This is a genomic window from Actinoplanes sp. NPDC051633 (genome assembly GCF_040681735.1).
In the GTDB taxonomy this organism is placed as follows: domain Bacteria; phylum Actinomycetota; class Actinomycetes; order Mycobacteriales; family Micromonosporaceae; genus Actinoplanes.
This window is the reverse complement of the sequence record NZ_JBFAZH010001305.1, coordinates 1-2,031: the sequence shown is the minus strand read 5'-3', so window position 1 is coordinate 2,031 and position 2,031 is coordinate 1. Positions and strand designations below refer to the sequence as shown.

Genomic DNA, 2,031 nt, shown 5'->3' with positions numbered 1-2,031 from the left:
CCGGACGCCGCCCCGCCGGCCTGGAATTTATCCGAGCAACGAAACACGAGGGATAGTCCAAGTGCTCGACGTCAACTTCTTCGACGAGTTGCGCATCGGCCTTGCTACCGCTGACGACATCCGCCAGTGGTCGCACGGCGAGGTCAAGAAGCCCGAGACGATCAACTACCGCACGCTCAAGCCCGAGAAGGACGGACTCTTCTGCGAGAAGATCTTCGGTCCTCAGCGGGACTGGGAGTGCTACTGCGGCAAGTACAAGCGGGTCCGATTCAAGGGCATCATCTGTGAGCGCTGCGGCGTCGAGGTGACCCGGTCCAAGGTCCGCCGTGAGCGCATGGGTCACATCGAGCTGGCCGCGTCGGTCACGCACATCTGGTATTTCAAGGGTGTGCCGAGCCGGCTGGGCTACCTGCTCGACCTGGCGCCCAAGGACCTCGAGAAGATCATCTACTTCGCGTCGTACGTGATCACGAAGGTCGACGCCGAGGCGCGTCACCGCGACCTGTCGACGATCGAGAACGAGATCTTCGCCGAGAAGCGGCAGTCCGAGAACAGCCGCGACTCGGAGATCGAGAAGCGCGCCGCCAAGCTCGAGCAGGACCTGTCCGAGCTCGAGGCCGAGGGTGCCAAGGCCGACGTCCGCCGCAAGGTCAAGGAGGCCGGCGAGCGGGAGATGCGCCAGATCCGGGACAAGGCGCAGCGCGAGATCGACCGGCTCGACGAGGTGCTCGACACCTTCCGCAAGCTCGACGCCAAGCAGCTGGTCACCGACGAGCTGCTCTACCGCGAGCTGCGGGACCGCTTCGGGGAGTACTTCGAGGGCGGCATGGGCGCCGAGGCGATCAAGGCGCTGCTGACGAACATGGACCTGGACGCCGAGGCCGAGTCGCTGCGGGAGACCATCCGCACCGGCAAGGGTCAGCGCAAGATCCGTGCGCTCAAGCGGCTCAAGGTCGTCGCCGCGTTCCTGAACACCCGCAACTCGCCCCTGGGCATGGTGCTCGACTGCGTCCCGGTCATCCCGCCGGACCTGCGCCCGATGGTGCAGCTCGACGGTGGCCGCTTCGCGACCAGCGACCTGAACGACCTGTACCGCCGCGTCATCAACCGGAACAACCGGCTCAAGCGCCTGATCGACCTGGGCGCGCCCGAGATCATCGTCAACAACGAGAAGCGGATGCTGCAGGAGGCCGTCGACGCGCTGTTCGACAACGGCCGCCGCGGCCGGCCGGTCACCGGCCCGGGTAACCGCCCGCTGAAGTCGCTGTCCGACATGCTCAAGGGCAAGCAGGGTCGCTTCCGGCAGAACCTGCTGGGCAAGCGCGTCGACTACTCCGGCCGTTCGGTCATCGTGGTCGGCCCGCGGCTCAAGCTGCACCAGTGCGGCCTGCCCAAGCAGATGGCTCTGGAGCTGTTCAAGCCGTTCGTGATGAAGCGCCTGGTCGACCTGAACCACGCGCAGAACATCAAGTCGGCCAAGCGCATGGTCGAGCGTCAGCGGCCGGTCGTGTGGGACGTCCTCGAAGAGGTCATCAGCGAGCACCCGGTGCTGCTGAACCGCGCGCCGACGCTGCACCGCCTGGGCATCCAGGCCTTCGAGCCGCAGCTGGTCGAGGGCAAGGCGATCCAGATCCACCCGCTGGTCTGCACGGCGTTCAACGCCGACTTCGACGGTGACCAGATGGCGGTGCACGTGCCGCTGTCGGCCGAGGCGCAGGCCGAGGCCCGGATCCTGATGCTGTCGTCGAACAACATCCTCAAGCCGGCCGACGGCAAGCCGGTCACCATGCCCACCCAGGACATGGTCATCGGCCTCTACTACCTGACCCACCTCACCGCGGGTGGCAAGGGCGAGGGCCGGGTCTTCAGCTCGGACGCCGAGGCACGGATGGCGTTCGACAACGGCGAGCTGCACCTGCAGACGCCGGTGAAGATCCGCCTGCCGGAGGTCGTCGAGGTCGACAACGGCAACTCGGGTCCCAAGTGGGAGGCCCCCGAGGGCTGGACGCCGGGCGACGCGCTGCTCGTCGA

Annotated in this window: 1 pseudogene; it reads left to right on the top strand. The window is 66.7% G+C overall.

The features are described from left to right. Positions 1-61: 61 nt before the first annotated feature. Positions 62-2,031: pseudogene (locus AB0M20_RS40365) on the top strand (DNA-directed RNA polymerase subunit beta'); the annotation flags it as partial.